Source organism: Pseudomonas fluorescens, from assembly GCF_900636825.1.
Taxonomy (GTDB): Bacteria; Pseudomonadota; Gammaproteobacteria; order Pseudomonadales; family Pseudomonadaceae; genus Aquipseudomonas; species Aquipseudomonas fluorescens_BG.
Genome location: NZ_LR134318.1, coordinates 40,541 through 61,375 on the forward strand (window position 1 = coordinate 40,541; position 20,835 = coordinate 61,375).

Genomic DNA, 20,835 nt, shown 5'->3' on the forward strand with positions numbered 1-20,835 from the left:
CGGAGCTTATGGACGAGACCGCTTTATTTTGCGCTGCTTCTCTGCATCACATCGTTTCATTATCCGATGGACGTTTTGCGTCTTCACATCGGAAAGCATTACCGAAGCGTTGTGCAAGATTCGACGTTTCCTGTCTTACTGAAAACGGCGAATTACCCAAGTGATCCACCTGAGGTGGACTCCACTTGGATCAGCAGCCCTGTGGTGGTGAAATTTGACGACCCACAATATGGCTTCACCTTGCCGCCTACTAAGTTCGGCGCAGTGGGTTATAGAAAAGCAAAAGTCTCGACCATCACAACCTCTCCAATGTTGGAGACCGTCTCATTCGACCAGTTGGTGCCGTTGATTGAGCAGTTACAAGCAACACTGAAAGAAGCTGGGTGGCAGCCGCGAGATCGCGAAGACAATGCATGGCTCTCAGTCGATAACGAAGCGGATAGAAGCGCTCTGCAGAAGTTGCTATTCGATCAAGTCGTCCTCGTGATGCTGCTGGTGCCTCATAAATATGGTTTGGCACTCAACGTCAAATGCTACGCCCGGTGCGACGAGCGTGATCCGAAAACGGCGAAATATCTGATCGATGTCAGCGTAGGAAAGGATTACTACAGCGAATGAGGACCCGCCGTTCGGCTCGTTGGGGATTCTGGAAGAGACCGCTTTTTTTTGCGCTGCTTCTCTGCATCACATCGTTTCATTATCCGATGGACGTCTTGCGTCTCCATATCGGAAAGCATTACCGAAGCGTTGAAAGGGACTCGACCACCGACCTGGAAAAAAATACTGCGATTTATCCCAGCGAACCTCCCCACCCGAGCTCCACCTGGATAAGCAGTCCCACATTCGTTGAGTTTGACGATCCTAGTCATGGCTTCACCTTGCCACCTACCAAGTTCGGTGCAGTGACATACCGGAAAAGCAAAGTAGCAACCGTGACTACTTCACCGATGCTTGAAACCCTACCGTTTGCAGAGCTGGTGCCTCTTTTGGAGAAGCTTCAGCTCATGCTGAAAGCAGCAGGATGGGCGCCCCGAGATGTCGATAAACATGCTTGGGTGGAAGTACCGAGTGATGTCGAAAAAAGTGCGTTGCAAAGAACGCTGTTCAATCAGGTCGTCATCGTGCTGCTACAAATCCCTTACAAATACACCCTGGCGCTAAACGTCAAATGCTACGTTCGCTGTGACGAGCGCGATCCAGACACCGCAAGGTATTTGATCGATGTCAGTATTGGTTCGGATAACTACAACAGATGATTTCTCGCATCGCGGAATGGCGCCGCTACGGGCGTTGGCCGGCACTTGTCCTGCTGTACATTGGCCTGACGTCTTTTCACTATCCGCTGGATTTTCTGGTCGTTCGCATCGGCAAGCCATATGCCGAAGTCGTCAAAGACTCCAGTTTTCCTGTTGAGCGGAAAACAGCCATTTACCCAAGTGACCCGCCCAAGGTCGACTCGACCTGGATCAGCAGCCCGGTCGTGATCACTTTTGATGACCCTGAACATGGCTTCACTTTGCCCAAAACCATCTACGGGGCGGTGGGCTACACCAAAGGGAAAGTAGACAGCATAACCACGTCTCCAATGGTTGAAACGCTTCCCTTCGATCAGACGGTGAAGCTTTTGAGTGAGCTGCAAGCGATGTTCAGGGATGCCCACTGGATTCCTGAACCCGTTGAGGGAAATGATTGGATCAGAGTGCAAAGCGATGATGAAAAGCGACAGCTACAAGCGAAGCTTTTTGATCAGGCGGATGGGGTCATTCTGCTGGTTCCACACAAATACAGCCTGTTGATGCACATCAAGTGCTATGCGCGTTGCGATGAGAGGAATGTGTATACGGCCAGGTATTTAATCGACGTTGGTCTGAGCAGGGATCATTTCAGCGATTGATTCAGCCACACCCTCAACCCCTGTGGGAGCTGGCTCGCCAGCGATAGCGGCGTGTCAGGCAAAATCAATGTCGGCAGTGCCGCCCTAATCGCTGGCAAGCCAGCTCCCACAAGGATTTGTGGTGATTGTGGAAGGGGGTGGATGAAGTGCTTTTCATGACACTTTTATTTCAATCCACTCTTTAGCTGTGCAATGCTGGCGCCGAGACCGTTAGCCAACTACAGCTTAAGTATCAGAAACGTAGAAACCGCGCGGTGCCGTCCACTTGCCCCTCTGGGGCGCTGCTACTACAGGGGGTCTGCATGCTAACCCTGCTCAATCTGCTGTCCGCCGTCGCCCTGCTGATCTGGGGCACGCATATCGTCCGAACCGGCATCCTGCGGGTGTACGGCACCAATCTGCGCCATGTGATCGGCCAGAACATGTCCAGGCGCTGGCTTGCGTTCGTTGCCGGCATCGTCGTGACCGCGATGGTGCAGAGCAGTAACGCCACCGCGATGCTCGTTACCTCATTTGTCGGCCAAGGCCTGATGGCGCTGACGCCGGCGCTGGCGACCATGCTCGGCGCCGATGTCGGTACGGCGCTGATGGCGCGGGTGCTGACGTTCGACTTGTCGTGGCTGTCGCCGCTGCTGATTTTCGTCGGCGTGATTTTCTTCCTGTCGCGCAAACAGACGCGGCTCGGGCAGATGGGCCGGGTGTCGATTGGCCTTGGGCTGATCATCCTCGCGCTGCAACTGATCGTTGAAGCCGCCGCGCCGATCACTCACGCGCAAGGGGTGAAAGTGATTTTCGCTTCGCTGACCGGCGACATCCTTCTCGACGCCTTGGTCGGCGCGTTGTTCGCGATGATTTCCTATTCCAGCCTCGCCGCCGTGCTGCTCACCGCGACATTGGCCGGCGCGGCGGTGATCAGCCTGCCGGTGGCGATTGGCCTGGTGATCGGCGCCAACATCGGCAGCGGCATCCTCGCCTTCATGAGTACCAGCATGCAGAACGCTGCCGGCCGGCAAGTGGCGCTGGGCAGTCTGTTGTACAAACTGATCGGCCTGCTGCTGATCATTCCGGTGCTCGATCCGCTGGTGCACTGGATCGACAGTCTCGATTTCAGCCCGCAGGAAATGGTCATCGGCTTCCACCTGCTCTACAACACCGCACGCTGCCTGATTCTGCTGCCAAGCGTAGGGCCGATGGCGCGGCTGTGCGCCTGGCTGCTGCCGGAGCGCCCGGAAGTCAACGGCACCGCCAAGCCGCGCCACCTCGATCCGACCGCGTTGGTCACGCCGAGCCTGGCGCTGGCCAACGCCGCGCGGGAAACCCTGCGCATGGGCGATCTGCTCGACAACATGCTCGACGCTTCGCTCGATGTGTTGCGCGGCAAGCAGACGGCGGTGACTCAGGAAATGCGCCGCATGACCGACGACGTCGAGTCGCTGTACAGCGCGATCAAGCTGTATCTGGCGCAGATGCCTCGCGAAGACCTCGGCGAGCATGACAGTCGGCGCTGGGCGGAGATCATCGAGCTGGCGATCAACCTGAAGCTCGCCGCTGACCTGATTGAACGCATGCTGCGCAAGATCCAGCAGCAGAAGACTTCGCAGCGCCGCTCATTTTCCGAAGAAGGCCTGGAGGACCTGGCCGGGTTGCAGCAACAATTGATTTCGAACCTGCGCTTGGGCCTGTCGGTATTTCTCAGTGGCGACCGCGAAAGTGCACGGCAATTGCTGCGCGAGAAACGCCGCTTCCGCGCGCAGGAACGGCGCCTGGCCCACGCGCACGTCAGCCGTCTGCAACGCAAGATCGTGCAGAGTATCGAAACCAGTTCGCTGCATCTGGAGCTGATCGCCGATATGAAACGTTTGAATTCGCTGTTCTGCGGCAGCGCCTATGTGGTCCTGGAGCAGGCGGACACCGGCGCCCTGGCGACAGATGATATTGCCGACATCACGCATTCGCCTTGAACGTCTGGGGCTGGGGTCAGTCAGTAACACAGAGTTCAGTCTCAGGGTCCTCATCGCTGGCAAGCCAGCTCCCACAGGGTTCTGTGAGCGCCGAAAATCCTTGTGGAAGCTGGCTTGCCAGCGATGGGGCCCTGACTGACGAAACGGATCTCCAAATCAGCCGTATGGAAGCCTGTTATGCGTTGCCTGTTGTTCGCCTGTCTGCTGCTCGGTTCCCTGCCCGCTTTTGCCCTGGATCGCTTTCAGGTCGAAGGTTATGCGCTGCCCAACGGTTTGCAGTTGCTGCTCAAACCCGGTACGGAACGGGGCCATGTGGCTATCCGGCTGGTAGTCGGCGTTGGTCTTGACGACTTCGATTGCGACGAAAAAGAGCTGCCGCATTTGCTCGAACACCTGCTGTTCAGCGGCATCGACGCGACTGGTGAAGGTGGTCTGGAAGAACGCATGCAGGCGTTGGGCGGTGATTGGAATGCCTTTACCAGCAACGCCGACACGACGTTCGTCATCGAAGCCCCGGCTAAAAACCAGCGCAAAGTTCTCGATCTGCTGCTCGCACTGCTGACCCAGACGCGTATCGACGACAACGCGATCAATGCGGCGAAACGGGTGGTCGAGCGCGAAGATGGCGGCCATTACACCAAGCTGCAACGCTTCCTCGACCGCCAGGATCTTGGACACACCGCGAGCAATCAACTCGCCGTTGAGCTGGGCCTGAAATGCCCGCAGCGCGCCGAAGTCGGCCACCTGACCCAAGAGCAGTTGGAGAAGGTCCGCGAGGCTTGGTACGCGCCGAACAACATGACGCTGATTGTTGTTGGCGAACTCGACAAACTGCTCCCCGCCTACCTGGAGCGCACCTGGGGCGCGCTCGAGGCGGTTGATCCGAGCGAGCATCGTCCGCTGCCGGACATCCGCACCAGCGCCGCCCATGAACGCACCCTCACCCGTGGCCTCATCGGCGACAGCGCCAAGCTGCATTGGCTGGTGCCGGAACCGGTGCTCGACGATCAGTACGATCAGACCTTCGACATTCTCAAGGATTACCTCGACTGGGCGCTGTACCGACAGATTCGCCTCAACCACGGCCTGTCTTACGGGCCGTGGGCCGAGCGCGAGGTGTTTGGCGGGGTCGGCTTCATGAGCCTGAATGCGGATCTGGATCGCGATGACGTCGACGAAGCCATTCAGGTATTGGAAGACCTCAAGGCTGATCTGCTGAAAAACGGTCTCGACGCAGACACTTTTGCCCGCATCAAGCAGGCCGCCATCGCCCATCAATCGTGGGCGGTTCAGGGTAATAGCGCGATGGCGGATTATTACTGGAGTGCGCTCGCCGATTATCAGGATGGCCGCTTCGCCAACCCGGCGCGCGAGCTGCAAGGCGTGACACTGCAAGCGGCGAACAAAGCGATGCGCGAGTTGTTGTTGCAGCCTGGGTATTTGCGTATCGAAAAACCGTTGATCAGTGATGACCAGGTGTTGTGGTTGGTGGCGGGTGGGATTGGCGTATTTCTGCTGATGCTGCTCGGCTGGCGATTGCATCGCAAGCGAGGCTGAAGATCAAAAGATCGCAGCCTTCGGCAGCTCCTACATTGGAATGCGTCCTCTGTAGGAGCTGCCGAAGGCTGCGATCTTTTGAGGCCCTGACCATCCACCTCGCCACATCGCCCGGCGGACGCTACTCTGTCGGGGTATTTCCTTAGCCTGCAGTGAAGCGCCCACATGTCGAAATTAACCCTTCTGGTCCAGCGCATTCTCGAGCTGATTAAGCGCTACCCCGGGGTCATTGCGGCGGGTGGTTTCATTTCCGGAGTCGGCAGCTTTATGCTGGTCGACCGTCAGCAGGGGCTGGCGAGCTGGATCACCGTGATCATGCTGCTCAGCTGGATCTGGCTGATGCTGGAGAACACCCTGACCGGCCTGTTCACGCGTATCTTCAAACGGGAGATTCCCCAGCCGCTGCTGCGTTATGCGACGCAAATGATCCACCAGGAGAGCCTGTTTTTCGTCCTGCCGTTTTTCTTCATCACCACGACCTGGAACAGCGGCCAGCTCGTTTTCACCGGCCTGCTCAGCATCGCCGCGCTGATTTCCATCGTCGACCCGCTCTACTACAAATGGCTGGCGCCACGGCGTTGGGCGTTTTTGGCATTGCACACGCTGACCCTGTTTGCCGCCCTGCTCACCGCATTGCCGGTGATCATGCATCTGACCACCGCGCAGAGTTTCAAATGGGCGCTGGGGATCGCCGTGCTGTTGTCGTTCCCGAGTCTGGCGTCGATCTTCCCGATCCGCACCGTGCGTAACGCGCTGGCGATTCTGTTTATCACCGTTGGCATCGGCGGCGTCGGTTGGGCATTGCGTTCGTGGGTGCCGCCGGCGACGTTGTGGATGACCGACGTGGCGATCAGCACGCAACTGCAGGATCGCACGCCCGGCGCCAGCCTCGACACGGTCAGCGCCGAGCAGATCCGCAGCGGCGGGCTGTATGCCTACACGGCGATCAACGCGCCGCGCGGCCTCGACGAGCGGATTTATCACGTCTGGACGTTCAACGGTAAAGAGGTCGACCGCATCGCTCTCGATATCCATGGCGGGCGCAAGGAAGGTTACCGGGCGTGGACGCACAAACAGAATTTCCCCGGCAACCCGGCGGGCAAATGGCAGGTGCGGGTGTTGACCGAAGACGGCCAGTTGATTGGCGTGCTGCGTTTCGCAATCACCGACAGCACACCGGCCAAAGAAAAGTAATCCGGTTCGTGCTATTACGTTACTTCGCGAAACAGCCGAACAAGCCCGGAGCATATGACCAGCAGCTCGATCAGCGGTACTGCCCAACTGGACTCATCGATCAGCCCTGCCCGCCTGCGGGTGACGGGAGACTGGACGCTCGCCCATTACGCCGAACTCAAGCAACTGAGCGAAAAGCTCCGTGGCCAGTACGACGCCAATACTCCGATCGACCTGAACAGCCTCGGCGCGCTCGACACGGCCGGTGCTTCGTTGCTGGTGGAGCTGCTCGGCTCTGCTCGCCTCGGCAAATCCGCCGAACATCCCGATTGCACGCTGTCCTCCGCCGACCGCGCCTTGCTGCAAACCGTGTACTGCTCGATGACCGATTTCTGCGTGCCGATCAAGGAAGCGGAAATCAGTGTCAGCGTGCAATTGCTGACGCGCATCGGCCGTGCCGTTGACACGGTCTGGCGCGATACCCTGCAACTGCTGGGTTTCGTCGGCCTGATTCTCGAGACCATCGCGCGAAACCTGTTGCGGCCCAAGCGCTGGCGTATCACGCCGATGATCGCGCACATCGAACAGACCGGCCTCGACGCCGCGCCCATCGTCGCGTTGCTGACGTTTCTGGTGGGCGCAGTGGTGGCATTTCTCGGGGCGACGGTGCTGGCCAGTTTCGGCGCGACGATATTCACCGTGGACCTGGTGGGTTTCTCGTTCCTGCGTGAATTCGCCGTGCTGCTCACCGCAATCCTGATGGCGGGGCGCACCGCCAGTGCGTTCACTGCGCAGATCGGCTCGATGAAGGCCAACGAAGAAATTGATGCGATCCGCACCCTCGGCCTCGACCCGATGGAATTGCTGGTGGTGCCGCGTGTGCTGGCGATGCTGGTTGCGTTGCCGATGCTGACGTTCCTGGCGATGCTCTGCGGCATCATCGGCGGCGGCGTGGTCTGCGCGGTGTCGCTGGATATCTCGCCGGCGATGTTCCTCACTCTGTTGCAATCCGACATCGGCGTTCAGCATTTTCTGGTGGGGTTGGTGAAGGCACCGATTTTCGCGTTCATTATTGCCGCGATCGGCTGTCTGGAAGGCTTCAAAGTCAGTGGCAGTGCCGAGTCGGTGGGCGCGCACACCACGTCGGCGGTGGTCCAGTCGATTTTCGTGGTGATCGTGCTCGACGCGGTGGCTGCGCTGTTTTTCATGGAGATGGGTTGGTGAGTCGGCTACCCCGCGCGCCCTCCGAGGCGGTGATCGAAGTCCGTGGTCTGTGCAATCGCTTCGGCAGCCAGAGCGTGCACGAGAACCTCGATCTGGATGTGTACAAAGGCGAAATCCTCGCCGTGGTTGGCGGCTCAGGCACGGGCAAATCAGTGTTGTTGCGCAGCATCGTCGGGCTGAATCGGCCCAGCGAAGGCATCGTCAAAGTGTTCGGCAAGAATCTGCCGAGTCTGTCCGAGCACGAGCGCTCGCTGGTGGAACGGCGCTTCGGCGTGCTGTTTCAAAAAGGCGCGCTGTTCTCGTCGTTGACCGTCACCGAAAACGTCGCTCTGCCGCTGATTGAACATGCCGGCCTCAGCCGCCAGGACGCCGAGCACCTGGCGGCGGTGAAACTGGCGCTGGCCGGGTTGCCGCTGTCGGCAGCGGACAAATACCCGGCGTCGCTGTCCGGCGGCATGGTCAAGCGTGCCGCGCTGGCGCGAGCCCTGGCGCTGGATCCGGACATTCTGTTTCTCGACGAGCCCACCGCCGGCCTCGATCCGATTGGCGCGGCGCAGTTCGACCAGTTGATCCTGACCTTGCGCGATGCGCTCGGTCTGAGCGTTTTCCTGGTGACCCACGATCTGGACACCCTTTACACGATCACCGATCGCGTCGCGGTGCTGGCGCAGAAGAAGGTGCTGGTGGCCGGCCCGATCGATGTCGTTTCGGAAACGGATGACGCGTGGATTCACGAATACTTCCACGGCCCGCGCGGCCGCTCGGCGCTGGACGCCGCCAAATTGCTCAACGAGGCCTGATATGGAAACCCGAGCGCACCATGTGTTGATCGGCTTGTTCACTGTGATTGTGGTAGCAGGCGCCCTGCTCTTCGGCTTGTTTTTGGCCAAGTCCAGCGTCGACACCGAATTCAAGGATTATGAAATCGTCTTCAACGAGGCCGTCAGTGGCCTGTCCAAGGGCAGCTCGGTGCAGTACAGCGGGATCAAGGTGGGCGACGTGATCAGCCTGCGCCTCGACCCGCAGGACCCGCGTCGGGTGCTGGCGCGGATTCGCCTGGCGGGTGACACGCCGGTCAAAGAGGACACCCAGGCGAAACTGGCGCTGGCCGGGATTACCGGCACTTCGATCATCCAGCTCAGCGGTGGCACGCCGCAGAGCCCGAAACTGCGTGGGCATGACGGTAATCTGCCGCTGATCGTCGCTTCGCCCTCGCCTATTTCGCGCCTGCTCAATGACAGCAATGATTTGATGACCGGCATCAGTGCGCTGCTGCATAACGCCAATCAGATGTTCTCCGCCGACAACGTCGAGCGCGTCAGCAAAACCCTCGCCCATCTTGAGCAAACCACCGGCACCATCAACGACCAGCGTGGCGACATCAAACAAGCCATGCAGCAGCTGGCGACGGTGGGTAAACAGGCCGGCAGCATGCTCGAGCAGACGTCGCTGTTGATGCGCAACGCCAACGGTCTGCTCAACGATCAGGGCAAGCAAGCGCTGGGCAGCGCCGAACAGGCGATGAAGTCGCTGGAGGAAAGCAGCGTGACCATCAACGGCTTGCTCAGCAAGAACCAGAATTCGCTGGATAACGGCATGCAGGGCCTCAATGGTCTGGCCCCGGCGATTCGCGAACTGCGTGAAACGCTGACCTCGCTGCGCGCCATTTCCCAACGCCTTGAGGCCAACCCCAGCGGTTACCTGCTGGGTAGCGACAAGAACAAGGAATTCACCCCATGAAGCTGACCCGCCTCACCCTCCTCGCTGCCGGTCTGACGTTGGCCAGTGCGTGCTCGATTTTGCCCGAGTCGGAGCCTTTGGATGTCTACCGCTTGCCCGCCGCGCCAGCACCCGCTTCGACCAGCACAGCGACGACTCAGCCCTGGTCGCTGCGTTTGAATAAGTTGCAGGCCAGCGAAGCGCTGAATCGACCGAGCATCGCGGTGATCCCACAGGGTGATGTGATCAGTAGCTACAAGGCTTCGCGCTGGAGCGATCCGGCGCCGGTGCTGGTGCGTAATCGCTTGCTCGATGGTTTTGCGCGGGATGGTCGGGTGACGCTGTTGAGCACCGACGACAGCAACTTCCAGGCGGATCTCGAACTCGGCGGCAGCTTGCAGGCATTCCAGACGGAATATCAGGGCGCGCAGGCCGGCGTGGTGGTGCGGGTCGATGCGTTGCTGGTGCGCGGTTATGACCAGCGAATCCTCGCCAGCCGCCGCTTTGAAGAGCGCCAGCCTTTGAGCGATGTGCAGGTGCCAGCGGTGGTGGCCGGGTTCGGTCAGGCCAGTGATCGCCTGACGGCCAAGGTTGTGGCTTGGGCGGTCGAGCAAGGCCAGCAGTTGGCTCCGCTTAAACGCTGAAATCGCCAAGATCGCAGCCTGCGGCAGCTCCTACAGGATGCATGCTCTGTAGGAGCTGCCGGAGGCTGCGATCTTTTGCTTCAACCAAAGAACCAGTAGCAGACGGCAATGGCAGCCACGACGCCAGCAAACTCCGCCAGCAACGCACACCCCACCGCATGCCGAGCGCGCTGGATCCCCACCGCGCCGAAATACACCGCCAGCACATAGAACGTTGTCTCCGTACTGCCCTGCACTGTCGCGGCGACCAGCGCCGGGAAGCTGTCGACGCCCGAGGTCTGCATCGTTTCGATCAACATCGCCCGTGCGGCGCTGCCGGAAAACGGTTTGACCATCGCCGTCGGCAACGCGTCGACGAAACGCGTGTCCCAGCCCGCCCACTCGACAAGATGCCGGATGCCATCCAGGCCAAAATCCAGCGCGCCTGACGCGCGTAGTACGCCAACGGCACAAAGCATCGCCACCAGATACGGGAGCAGATTCTTCGCGACATCGAAGCCTTCCTTTGCGCCTTCGACGAACGCTTCGTAAACCTTGACCTTGCGTAACGCGCCGATGATCAGGAACAGCATGATCAGCCCGAACAGCGTCAGGTTGCCGAGGATCGACGACAATCCCGCCAATGCCGTGGCGGACAAGGTGCCGAGCAATGCCATGAAGCCGCCGAGAATCAGTGCGCCGGGCACCAGATAAGCGAGGACCACCGGGTCCCAGATGCGAAGCCGTTGCATGAACGCCACCGAGAGAAAGCCGACGATGGTCGAGCAACTGGTCGCCAACAGAATCGGCAGGAACACCAATGTCGGATCTGGCGCACCTTGCTGGGCGCGGTACATGAAAATAGTCACAGGGAGCAGGGTCAGCGACGAGGCGTTGAGCACCAGAAAAAGGATCTGCGCGTTGCTGGCGATGGTGGCGCTGGGGTTGAGTTCCTGCAGCGCTTTCATGGCTTTCAGGCCGATGGGGGTGGCGGCGTTGTCCAGGCCCAGGCCGTTGGCGGCGAAGTTCAGGGTGATCAGGCCAAGGGCAGGGTGACCCGCCGGGACTTCCGGCATCAGTCGCAGAAACAGCGGCCCAAGCACCTTGGCCAGCCATTCGACGATTCCGGCTTTCTCGGCGATGCGCAGAAAACCCAGCCACAGGGTGAGGGTGCCGAACAGCAGCACCATGACTTCGACGGACAGCTTGGCCATGGCGAAGATGCTTTCCACCATCGCCGCGAAGATCCCGGCGTTGCCGCCGATCAGCCACTGCGCCAGCGCCGACACGGCTGCCACGATGAAGAAGCCAAGCCACAGGCCATTAAGCATCAGTCAAATCCCCCGAAGAATGCGGCGAATGATAGCGGGGTGGCCAGAAACGACAAACCCCGGATTGCTCCGGGGTTTGTTTAACGGGGTTGCCCCCCATCCACTGTAGGAGCTGCCGAAGGCTGCGATCTGTTGATCTTGCCTTTAAAAACAGAATCAAAAGATCGCAGCCTGCGGCAGCTCCTACAGGGGGGTGTGTCAGTTCTTGGAGATTTCACCCGCCGGCAACTTTTCCTTGCTGCGCCAGTGCGGCAGGGAGTTCCAGTAGCGCTCGCCTTTGGCATCGTCGTACATGCCTTCCCAACGCGAGATAACCAACACCGCCAAGGCGTTACCGATCACATTCAGCGCGGTACGAGCCATGTCCATGACGCGGTCGACGCCGGCAATGAATGCCAGGCCTTCGAGTGGAATGCCGACGCTGCCCAGAGTCGCCAGCAGCACCACGAAGGACACGCCCGGTACGCCAGCGATGCCTTTGGAGGTGACCATCAGCGTCAATACCAGCAGCAATTGCTGGCTGATCGACAGGTCGATCCCGTACAGCTGGGCAATGAAGATCGCGGCAATCGACTGATACAAGGTCGAACCGTCGAGGTTGAACGAGTAACCGGTCGGCACCACGAAGCTGCAGATGGCTTTCGGTGCACCGTAGGCTTCCATCTTCTCGATCACGCGCGGCAGCACGGTTTCCGACGAGGCGGTGGAGTAGGCCAGCACCAGCTCATCCTTGAAGATGCGCATCAGCTTGAACACCGAAAAGCCGAACATCTTGGCAATCAGGCCCAGCACCACGAAGGCGAAGAAGGCGATGGCGAAGTAAACCAGAATCACCAGTTTCGCCAGCGGCAGCAGGGAAGCGAAGCCGAAGTTGGCGACGGTCACCGCGATCAGTGCGAATACGCCGATCGGCGCGTAGTTCATGATCATGTGGGTGACTTTGAACATGCTTTCCGAAACGCCCTGGAACATCTTCACCAGCGGCTCGCGCAGGTCCGACTGCAGGCTCGACAGGCCGAGACCGAACAGCACGGAGAAGAAAATGATCGGCAGCATTTCGCCGCGGGCCATGGCCGCGAAGATGTTCGACGGAATCAGGTTGAGGATGGTCTCGATGAACGCGTGTTCATGTTGCACTTCGGCAGCGGTCGCCTGGTACTTGGAGATATCCACGGTACCAAGGGTGCTCATGTCGATGCCGGAACCTGGATGAACCAGGTTGGCCAGCAACAGGCCGACAACGATGGCGATGGTGGTGACGATTTCGAAATAGATGATCGTCTTCAGGCCGATACGCCCAAGCTTCTTCGCGTCGCCGACGCCAGCAATGCCGACGATCAGGGAAGAGATGACGATCGGGATCACGATCATCTTGATCAGACGGATAAAGATATCGCCTGCCGGTTGCAGGACGTTGCTGATCCACCAGGCCTTCTCGGCGCTGAAGTGGTTGAGCAACGCACCCAGTGCAATCCCCAAAACCAGACCTATGAGGATCTGCCAGGCGAGGCTGATTTTTGCCTTCTTCATTATCTTTACCCTTACTTGCGTTTGACTCAGGCACATGCAGGAACTGGAACGCTCATGAGCGGAAAAGTCTGTGCATCTGCCTCCGTATAAGGTGCCCGCAAGCGCGCATTGGCGGCTCTTTGGCAGGCGAAAAAAGGCGCAACTATTCCGATGCAAGGTTGCGCCGTCTAATGCCGTAAACGCCTACCCTATGCCGAATCGGCATGAGCTTTTTTAAACAAAACTGGCGTCCCAACCGGTTCGATTGTGACATTTCAGCCAGCATAAGCGCCGTGAACCGGCCATTACAGCGTAGCCTGCTTATTTTTTGAACGACGAAAAATGGTCGTAAATGGCGCAAAAAATCCCTTTTTACGAGGCTGTAAGCCTTACGGTTCAAACGGGCTCTTTGTCGATATACGGTCGCCAGGAAACACGGCGTAATGCTTTCACGCGCAGTGTCGGCAATGTGGGAATGAGCTGAACGCTCGCAAGCAGTGGTTCATTGGACTGGAAGCTCAGCGCAAGTCCGTCGAACCACGGAGGGCCGGCGAACTTGCGGCGCAGCTCTTTACTGCCCTGACCCGGCCCTCGCGCAGGCACTCCCTGTACCCGTAGGTCACTCCGACCCTGTAGCAGTCAGAACGTCCCGGCCCCTTGGTCATGCACCTGCCTTCCTCAGGTGGGCGCAATGGAAAGCAGCAGGGCTGCTGCCTTCGTGTTCAAGTCAGTACCACTTCGGATCTTTCTTCAGGGTTTCCATCAGCAGATCCTGCATGCCCTGGTCCGGTTTGCCGAAGAAGCGGTAAGTCGCATGTCGCGTCGGCGACTTGTCCTGCGGCAGACCTTCCGGCACATCGACCAGCATTGCGTAGGCGTCATCCTTGTCGAAGCTGAAGGCGACGATCAGGCGATGGTTCAGGCACTTGTCCTGATTCTCGCAGAGCGGACCGACCAGATACTGGTCACCGTCTTCAGTGACAGCCTGCATCTGCTGCTCCGATGTACCCGACAGGTTGATAACCCATTCCGGTACGCGCTCTTCCTTTTTGATCACGCCTTCCCAGGTTTCCCGATACTGCTGGTCGGAACCAAGCAATTCGTTGACCCGGGTCTGGCCATCGTTGGCCGCCATGGCCATGGCACTACCGCCCAGAAGCAGGGCGGCTGCCAATGTCCTTAAAACAGTCATCGTTAACCTCGGCCGCGGCGGCCAAAGAAGAAGGAAACGACAAACATCACCAGGAACACGACAAAAAGAATCTTGGCGATACCCGTGGCGGTGCCGGCGATACCACCGAAGCCCAATACCGCAGCGATGATGGCAATGATCAAGAATGTAATTGCCCAGCTCAACATGGTGATTCTCCTTACGTCTCTATTTAGGGATGTTGCGTCTACCGGCGCGGTGCGCCCGAATTCATTTCAACTGTCTGTCAGAACACCCAACGCTCTTCGCGGGGCATTTGATCCAGCGGCTGCAGCTGATCAACGTCCACCATGCGCATCGAGGCGCTTTCGGCCTGGCTATCGCTGACGGCGCTGAAGTGAGTCTGTGTGTTGTGCTGGATGGAAATCAGCGGCTCAGGACGCTGGCTGTTTTCCCAATGCAGAAATTGTTGGCAAGCGATCAGGGTGATCAGCAACGCCAGCACAGCAAACAGACCTTGTTGGATGTGCAGTGGCGAAATACGCACTTGGGCGGTACGTGGGCGAGTCATCCTGGGTTCCTCACTCTTGTTCGGTTGGGGCAGATATTTCTGCCCGGGCTGACTACCGTATTGCAGCCTGCATGCCAGTTTTTTATCAGGAAAAAAACCACGTAAAATCAACAAGTTATGTGATTCTAAAAATACCTTTGCGACGCATCCTGCACGATGGGCCCCGTAAGGTCGTGCGGAATGCACGATTATTTCGTAGGAGATTTCTTTATTAGGGAATTGAAAGCGAGGCGCGGATGTCAGAAAAGGACGCAGGCAACAGCCTGCAAATCCGGTTTCTTCTAAAACACCAACAAAATCAACGTATTGGCCGTAATGGCAGGAGAGGGCTACCCTCTAATGGCTGGGATCGTTCAGAATCAACCATGCAACTTGCCCGATTTTTCCGGGACTAACCCAAGACCAATCTTTATGGAGCGTAGGAAAAATGGAATCTGCCACTGAGCATCAAGGCCGCATTCTGCTGGTGGACGATGAATCCGCCATCCTGCGTACGTTCCGTTACTGCCTCGAAGACGAAGGCTATACGGTGGCCACCGCCAACAGCGCGGCCCAGGCCGATGCATTGTTGCAACGCCAGGTTTTCGATCTGTGTTTCCTTGATTTGCGCCTCGGCGAGGACAACGGTCTCGATGTTCTCGCGCAGATGCGCATTCAGGCGCCGTGGATGCGCGTGGTCATTGTCACCGCGCATTCGGCCGTGGACACCGCCGTCGATGCAATTCAGGCCGGTGCCGCCGATTATCTGGTCAAGCCGTGCAGCCCGGACCAGTTGCGTCTGGCCACCGCCAAGCAATTGGAAGTTCGCCAGTTGTCGGCACGCCTCGAAGCCTTGGAAGGAGAGATCCGCAAGCCGAAGGATGGCCTCGATTCCCATAGCCCGGCGATGAAAGTCGTATTGGAAACTGCCCGGCAGGTCGCGAGTACCGACGCCAACATCCTTATCCTCGGCGAATCCGGGACCGGTAAAGGTGAGCTGGCCCGCGCCATTCATGGCTGGAGCAAGCGCGAGAAGAAGTCCTGCGTGACCATCAACTGCCCGTCGCTGACCGCGGAACTGATGGAAAGCGAGCTGTTCGGTCACAGTCGCGGCGCATTCACCGGTGCCAGCGAAAGTACCCTCGGTCGAGTCAATCAGGCCGACGGCGGTACGTTGTTTCTCGACGAGATCGGCGATTTTCCCCTGACATTGCAACCAAAGTTGCTGCGTTTTATTCAGGACAAGGAATACGAGCGAGTCGGCGATCCGGTCACCCGTCGTGCTGATGTGCGTATTCTTGCCGCGACCAACCTCAATCTTGAAGACATGGTCCGCGACGGACGTTTCCGCGAAGACCTGCTCTACCGTTTGAATGTCATCACCTTGCACTTGCCGCCGCTGCGCGAGCGCGCCGAGGACATTCTCACGCTGGCGGACCGGTTTCTCGCTCGCTTCGTTAAAGAGTATGCGCGTCCGGCCCGTGGCTTCAGTGACGAAGCCCGTGAGGCCCTGCTCGGTTACCGCTGGCCAGGCAACATTCGTGAATTGCGCAACGTGGTCGAGCGGGCGAGCATCATTTGCCCGCAGGAACGGGTCGAGATCAGCCATCTGGGCATGGCCGAACAACCGGCCAACAATGCACCGCGGGTCGGCGCTGCGCTGAGTCTGGACGAATTGGAAAAGGCCCACATTGGCGCTGTTCTCGCCACCGCCGGCACTTTGGACCAGGCGGCGAAAACCCTGGGAATCGACGCCTCGACCCTGTATCGCAAGCGCAAGCAATACAACTTGTGAGCGCGCGACGATGAAACTGGCGATGACGTTGCGGACCCGGCTCTTCCTGAGTATCTCCGCCTTGATCACCGTGGCTTTGCTCGGGCTTCTGCTCGGGCTGGTCAGCGTGATGCAAATGGCTGGAACGCAGGAAGCGCTGGTCCGCAATAACTTCATCACCCTGGATCTCGGGCTCAAGCTGCGGCAAACCCTGGGTGATCAACTGATCATCATGCTTGCCGAAAAGCCCGACCCGGGTGCGTTCGAAGCCTCCAAGCAGCATTACTTCCAGTTGCTCGATCAAGGCATCGAGCAACAAGGCGAGAGCGATGACCCGCCTTATGGTTTCCGTCAGGCGAAAGCCGATTATCTGAATTTCCTCGCCTCGTTCGACGTCACTGCCGAATCCGCCCGCAATGCCAGCGCCAGCGTGGATTTTCGTGAGCGCTTCAATGTCCTGCGCAACGGCTTGATCACTGAGCACAAACACGCGCTGGACAGCATCAACGCGGTGCAACACGCCGCCCGCGAACGCGCTCTGCTAATCGCCGGGCTGCTGGGGCTGGTGGGGCTGGCGGTGCTGATTATCGGCTTCGTTACGGCGCAGGGCATAGCCAGGCGCTTCGGCGCGCCTATTGAGGCGCTGGCCAAAGCCGCCGATAACATCGGCCAAGGCAATTATGAAGTGACGCTGCCGATTTCCTCGGCCATGGAAGTCAATCTGCTGTCCCGCCGTTTCGGCTTGATGGCTGAAGCCCTGCGTGAGCATCAGGCTACCAATGTCGATGAACTGCTCGCCGGCCAGCAGCGCCTGCAAGCCGTGCTCGACAGCATCGACGATGGATTGTTGATGATCGACCGCCAGGGTCATCTCGAGCACCTCAACCCTGTGGCCCAACGCCAATTAGGCTGGGAGAACGATCGCCTCGGCCAAGGGTTGGGCGCCGCACTCGAACGCCCGGAACTCGATGCGCAACTGCATCTCGTGTTGCGTGGCGGCACGCTTGAGCGGGCGCCGGACGACCTGAGCATCGAGGTCGATGGCGAATCACGCTTGCTGACCTACAGCCTGACACCGGTCAGCCACACTCAGGGGCACATCCTCGGTGCGGTGATGGTGTTGCACGACGTGACCGAGCAGCGTGCCTTCGAGCGCGTGCGCAGTGAGTTCGTTTTGCGTGCCTCTCATGAACTGCGTACGCCGGTTACCGGCATGCACATGGCGTTCGGGCTGTTCCGTGAACGGGCGAAATTTCCTGCAGAGTCTCGCGAGGCTGACTTGCTCGATACCGTGAACGAAGAGATGCAGCGCCTGATGCAGTTGATCAACGACTTGCTCAACTTCTCGCGCTACCAGAACGGCTTGCAAAAGCTGACGCTGGCGCCGTGTTCCATCGAGGATCTGTTGGAGCAGGCGCGGCTGCGGTTTGTCGATTGCGCAGTAGCCAAGGGCATCACCCTGAATGTCGAAATTCAAGGGCCGTTGCCGCGGTTGCAGGCTGACCAGGCGCAACTCGACCGAGTGCTCGACAACCTTATCGACAATGCCTTGCGGCACACCGCCCGCGATGGCCAGATCCGTCTGCAGGCGCGGCGCCATGGCGAACGGGTGATCATCAGCGTCGAAGACAATGGCGAAGGCATTGCCTACGGCCAACAGGGACGCATTTTCGAGCCGTTCGTGCAGGTCGGGCGCAAGAAGGGCGGGGCCGGATTGGGATTGGCTCTGTGCAAGGAAATTGTCCAGTTGCACGGCGGGCGGATGGGGGTCTATTCGCGGCCGGGACAGGGCACGCAGTTTTACATGGCGCTGACGGTTTAGCTCAGGCTTCGTCGTCCATGCGTCGTCCGGCGAGACGCCGCCCACGGGTGATCAATTCAATGAATTGCACGGCGCTGAGGGCGTGGGCGAACAGCCAGCCCTGACCAAATTTGACGCCCTCACTGCTGAGCAATTTGGCTTGGGATTCCAGCTCGATGCCTTCGGCAATTACCTTGAGGTCCAGTGCCTGCGCCATATGAATGATGTGCGGCGCCACGCCACTGCTGGCGGCGTCATGGCCGAGCGCGTCGATAAACGCTTTGTCGATTTTCAAGCAGTCTACCGGCAGGGTTTGCAGGTAAGCGAGGCTGCAATAGCCGGTGCCGAAATCATCGATCAGCACCTGATGACCGACGTCACGCAAGGCTTGCAGGTTTTCCCGTGCCACCACCACGTCGATCAGCCCTCGTTCCGTCACCTCGAAGGCAATCTGCCGTGCGGCGACCCGGTGCAAGGTCAGCAACCGCGCCATCACTTCGCCGACACGCGGCACCATCACGTCGCACGCCGCGAGGTTCACCGAGATGTACAACTGCGGATTGGCGCGCAGTAACTGGCCCAGTTGTTCCAGCAAACGCTGGAGAACGAAGTCGGTCATCTGGCGGATCTGCCCGGTGTTTTCCGCCATCGGAATGAACAGGTCGGGACTGGTCAGCGTACCGTCCGGTCGGCGCCAGCGCAGCAAGGCCTCGGCGCCGACGCAATTACGGCTGTCGAGATCGAAGATCGGTTGATAAAGCACCTGCAACTCGCCACGCCGGATCGCGCCGTGCAACTCGGCGTCCAGCGACTGGCGCTGGCGTACCAGCAAAAGCACCATAAACCCGACGATCGCACCGCCCACCAGACAAGCCGGAATCATCCACCACCAGATGGCGGGCATGTGCAGGCCGCTGCGCGGTGTGATCAACACCAGCTGATATTCAGGGTTATCGGTCGGCATGCGGTAGATCAGCCGCGTTTGCGTGACCTGCAAGGCGTCGCGGCTTTTCGGTGGCCAGTGTTCGGTGGGCGGCCAGGTCTGTTCGGTGCCCAGCACCGGGATCGCTCGGCTGCCGTGATCCAGCACCACCAGCAGGCTGCTGCCTGGCGACAAATCGACCATGTCGGTCAAGTGACCGCGCGAGGTGGCTACGCGAAAATCACCGCGCCCCAGCATCAACGCGGCGCGGTTCTCATCGGGTTCAGTGGTGGTGTTCAGCCAATAGCTGTAGGTGGGGCCTGTGATATCTGGCGGGCGCACGACAGGCAGGCTTCCCTGACGTGGTCGGTTGGAACAGATCCGCGTACCGTCGCTGTAGGCGGCTTCATAGACGAAGCGATAATTGAAGGTGACTTGCTGCAGCGTTGCGATCATTTCGTCATCGCAACTGCGCAAGGGTTGCGCTTCCAGATCATCGAGACTTTCGCGCAGTTGGCCGAACAATTGTTCGAGGCGGGCCAGAAACCGCTCTCCTTGAGCGTTCATAGCCTGGCTTTCGTTGTACTCCACCTGACGCATCGCCGCGAACATACCTCCGGCGATCAGCAGCGCTGCGCTGAGCACAGCCGCGATCGTCGCCAAAAACCAAGGGCGATAGAAACCGCTACGCAGCGTCTCTCGGGTAGCAACCATATGGAATATCCGAAGAATTACCAATGAGTTATAGCTGCTGATTACGATTTCGCCCTGACCGTCGGGCGGGCGTCATTATTTTGTCTGGTTGAGAACCAGTAACAGCGCTGCGGTTTGCGTGTCGGGCGTGCCGTCGAATCGCGAAGGGCGGTAGTGCATCTGGAATGCAGCAAGGACATGACGAGTCGCAACGTCCAATTCGCCGGTTTGCGGTGTTTCATAGCCCAAGCGCGCCAGTTGCGCCTGGAACCAACTGATTTCCGGCAGCGTGTTGCGGTTGAACAGTGCTTGTTGGCGCGCCACGGCTTGTTCGTCTGGCCACAGTCCCAGACCTTCTGCGGCGAGACGTTTCCATGGAAACAGTGGCCCCGGATCCAGCTTGCGCAGTGGCGCGATGTCGCTGTGGCCGATGATATGGCGCGGACTAATGCCGTTGCGCTTGCTGATGTCCTTGAGCAGGGCTATCAGCGATTGAATCTGCGCTTCGCTGTACGGATACCACAGGCGCCCGGTTGGTGTGTCCTTGAAGCCTGGATTGACGATTTCGATGCCGATGGAACTGGAATTGAGCCACGTACGCCCTTGCCATTGGCTTTCACCGGCATGCCAGGCGCGCTGGTTTTCTTCCACGAGCTTGTAGACAGTGCCGCCCTTGTCATCGCCGATCAGGTAATGGCTGCTGACTTCGCCGTGGGTCAGCAATTGCAGTGAGCGCTCCAGTGATGCGGAGGTGTAATGAACCACTACAAATTGAATACGGCTGTCGTAATTGGCCGAAGGGTGGCTGGTGTCGTAGCGCGGACCGCTGGCGCAACCGGCGAGAATGAGCACTGAGGCAACAAGGGCGAAAATTTTCATGGCAGCGGACGGCACGCAAAAGACGATAATGCAACAGTGTAACGTACGGATTTGCCGGCCGATGCTTGACGAGTC

19 protein-coding genes are annotated in these 20,835 nt (G+C 59.1%); 12 read left to right on the forward strand and 7 right to left on the reverse strand.

What is annotated here, in order from left to right:
• Positions 1-111 precede the first annotated feature (111 nt).
• The 10 genes from EL257_RS00200 (at position 112) to EL257_RS00245 (ending at position 10,172) form a co-directional block, all read left to right on the forward strand.
• Positions 112-618 (forward strand): hypothetical protein, encoded by a 507-nt coding sequence (locus tag EL257_RS00200; protein ID WP_232013053.1) that lies wholly within the window; start codon positions 112-114, stop codon positions 616-618.
• Positions 615-1,256 (forward strand): hypothetical protein, encoded by a 642-nt coding sequence (locus EL257_RS00205; RefSeq protein WP_126358818.1) that lies wholly within the window; start codon positions 615-617, stop codon positions 1,254-1,256. The genes EL257_RS00200 and EL257_RS00205 overlap by 4 nt, the downstream gene beginning before the upstream one ends.
• Entirely contained in the window at positions 1,253-1,894 is a 642-nt protein-coding gene (locus EL257_RS00210; protein WP_232013054.1) for a hypothetical protein, read from the forward strand. The genes EL257_RS00205 and EL257_RS00210 overlap by 4 nt, the downstream gene beginning before the upstream one ends.
• Positions 1,895-2,196: 302 nt before the next feature.
• A complete protein-coding gene (locus EL257_RS00215) occupies positions 2,197-3,855 on the forward strand; it encodes a Na/Pi cotransporter family protein (protein WP_126358819.1) in 1,659 nt (552 codons plus the stop codon).
• A gap of 177 nt (positions 3,856-4,032) precedes the next feature.
• Entirely contained in the window at positions 4,033-5,412 is a 1,380-nt protein-coding gene (locus EL257_RS00220; RefSeq protein ID WP_126358820.1) for a M16 family metallopeptidase, read from the forward strand.
• Between the two features lie 165 nt (positions 5,413-5,577).
• Positions 5,578-6,606 (forward strand): DUF5924 family protein, encoded by a 1,029-nt coding sequence (locus tag EL257_RS00225; RefSeq protein ID WP_126358821.1) that lies wholly within the window; start codon positions 5,578-5,580, stop codon positions 6,604-6,606.
• A gap of 54 nt (positions 6,607-6,660) precedes the next feature.
• The gene (locus EL257_RS00230) at positions 6,661-7,809 is read left to right on the forward strand and encodes an ABC transporter permease (RefSeq protein WP_126358822.1); all 1,149 of its coding nucleotides are present in this window, start codon (positions 6,661-6,663) and stop codon (positions 7,807-7,809) included.
• Positions 7,806-8,609: an ABC transporter ATP-binding protein gene (locus EL257_RS00235; RefSeq protein ID WP_126358823.1), complete on the forward strand. Its 804-nt coding sequence runs from the start codon at positions 7,806-7,808 to the stop codon at positions 8,607-8,609. The genes EL257_RS00230 and EL257_RS00235 overlap by 4 nt, the downstream gene beginning before the upstream one ends.
• 1 nt (position 8,610) lies before the next feature.
• A complete protein-coding gene (locus tag EL257_RS00240) occupies positions 8,611-9,549 on the forward strand; it encodes an MlaD family protein (protein ID WP_126358824.1) in 939 nt (312 codons plus the stop codon).
• Entirely contained in the window at positions 9,546-10,172 is a 627-nt protein-coding gene (locus tag EL257_RS00245) for an ABC-type transport auxiliary lipoprotein family protein (RefSeq protein ID WP_126358825.1), read from the forward strand. Before EL257_RS00240 ends, EL257_RS00245 begins: the two co-directional genes overlap by 4 nt.
• Positions 10,173-10,252: 80 nt before the next feature.
• On the opposite strand, the gene EL257_RS00250 is transcribed toward EL257_RS00245, so the two are convergent.
• The 5 genes from EL257_RS00250 to EL257_RS00270 all read right to left on the reverse strand — a co-directional run bounded on the left by EL257_RS00250 (position 10,253) and on the right by EL257_RS00270 (position 14,712).
• Entirely contained in the window at positions 10,253-11,482 is a 1,230-nt protein-coding gene (locus tag EL257_RS00250) for a nucleoside recognition domain-containing protein (protein ID WP_126358826.1), read from the reverse strand.
• 198 nt (positions 11,483-11,680) lie between these two features.
• Entirely contained in the window at positions 11,681-13,012 is a 1,332-nt protein-coding gene (gene gltP / locus EL257_RS00255) for a glutamate/aspartate:proton symporter GltP (protein WP_126358827.1), read from the reverse strand.
• A gap of 706 nt (positions 13,013-13,718) precedes the next feature.
• Complete coding sequence (locus EL257_RS00260; protein WP_126358828.1) at positions 13,719-14,183, reverse strand: inhibitor of vertebrate lysozyme family protein; 465 nt, start codon at positions 14,181-14,183, stop codon at positions 13,719-13,721.
• 2 nt (positions 14,184-14,185) lie between these two features.
• Complete coding sequence (locus EL257_RS00265; protein WP_003380232.1) at positions 14,186-14,350, reverse strand: DUF1328 domain-containing protein; 165 nt, start codon at positions 14,348-14,350, stop codon at positions 14,186-14,188.
• A gap of 77 nt (positions 14,351-14,427) precedes the next feature.
• Complete coding sequence (locus tag EL257_RS00270; protein ID WP_126358829.1) at positions 14,428-14,712, reverse strand: hypothetical protein; 285 nt, start codon at positions 14,710-14,712, stop codon at positions 14,428-14,430.
• Between the two features lie 427 nt (positions 14,713-15,139).
• Here EL257_RS00270 and algB point away from each other — a divergent pair, with 427 nt between their 5' ends.
• Together algB and EL257_RS00280 are read left to right on the forward strand one after the other, a co-directional pair.
• On the forward strand, positions 15,140-16,486 hold the full coding sequence (gene algB / locus EL257_RS00275) for a sigma-54-dependent response regulator transcription factor AlgB (protein ID WP_025112294.1): 1,347 nt from the start codon (positions 15,140-15,142) through the stop codon (positions 16,484-16,486).
• A 10-nt stretch (positions 16,487-16,496) separates the two neighbouring features.
• On the forward strand, positions 16,497-18,287 hold the full coding sequence (locus EL257_RS00280) for an ATP-binding protein (protein WP_126358830.1): 1,791 nt from the start codon (positions 16,497-16,499) through the stop codon (positions 18,285-18,287).
• A gap of 1 nt (position 18,288) precedes the next feature.
• Here the strand turns inward: EL257_RS00280 and EL257_RS00285 are convergent, their stop codons facing one another.
• On the reverse strand, positions 18,289-19,902 hold the full coding sequence (locus tag EL257_RS00285; RefSeq protein ID WP_126358831.1) for an EAL domain-containing protein: 1,614 nt from the start codon (positions 19,900-19,902) through the stop codon (positions 18,289-18,291).
• A gap of 75 nt (positions 19,903-19,977) precedes the next feature.
• Entirely contained in the window at positions 19,978-20,760 is a 783-nt protein-coding gene (locus EL257_RS00290) for an N-acetylmuramoyl-L-alanine amidase (RefSeq protein ID WP_126358832.1), read from the reverse strand.
• Positions 20,761-20,835: the final 75 nt, after the last annotated feature.